Annotated in this window: 1 pseudogene; it reads left to right on the top strand. The window is 68.8% G+C overall.

The features are described from left to right. Window positions 1–432: pseudogene (locus NQL71_RS29690) on the top strand (ImcF-related family protein); the annotation flags it as partial.

Raw genomic sequence — 432 nt, 5'->3', positions numbered from 1 at the left:
TGATGAGCGACGTGCGCCAGTCGCCGCTGATCGCCCTGATGAACACCCTGGCCTACCAGGGGCAAGCCGGCACACGCACCCAGGCGTTGGCCGACTCGCTGATCAGCTCGGCGCAAAAGCTGATCGCCCAGGCCCCAGGGCCGCTGATCGAGCAGGCACTGCAGGGACCCAAAGGCCCCCTGGACGCCACCTTCGGTCCGCTGCTGGCCCTGCTCGGCAAAACCCCCGAGGGCCAGGACGAGCGTGAGCGCCTGAGCCTGCAAGCCTTCCTCAACCAGGTCACACGCACGCGCCTGACCCTGCAGCAGGTGAACCATGCCGCCGACCCGCAGGACATGACCCAGACCCTGGCGCAGACCGTGTTCCAGGGCAAAAGCATCGACCTCACCGACACCCGCGCCTACGGCAGCCAGCTCGCCGCCAGCCTCGGCG

The sequence above is a fragment of the Pseudomonas serbica genome, assembly GCF_028823535.1.
Lineage (GTDB): Bacteria > Pseudomonadota > Gammaproteobacteria > Pseudomonadales > Pseudomonadaceae > Aquipseudomonas > Aquipseudomonas serbica.
This window is presented reverse-complemented; position numbering and strand designations above follow the sequence as displayed.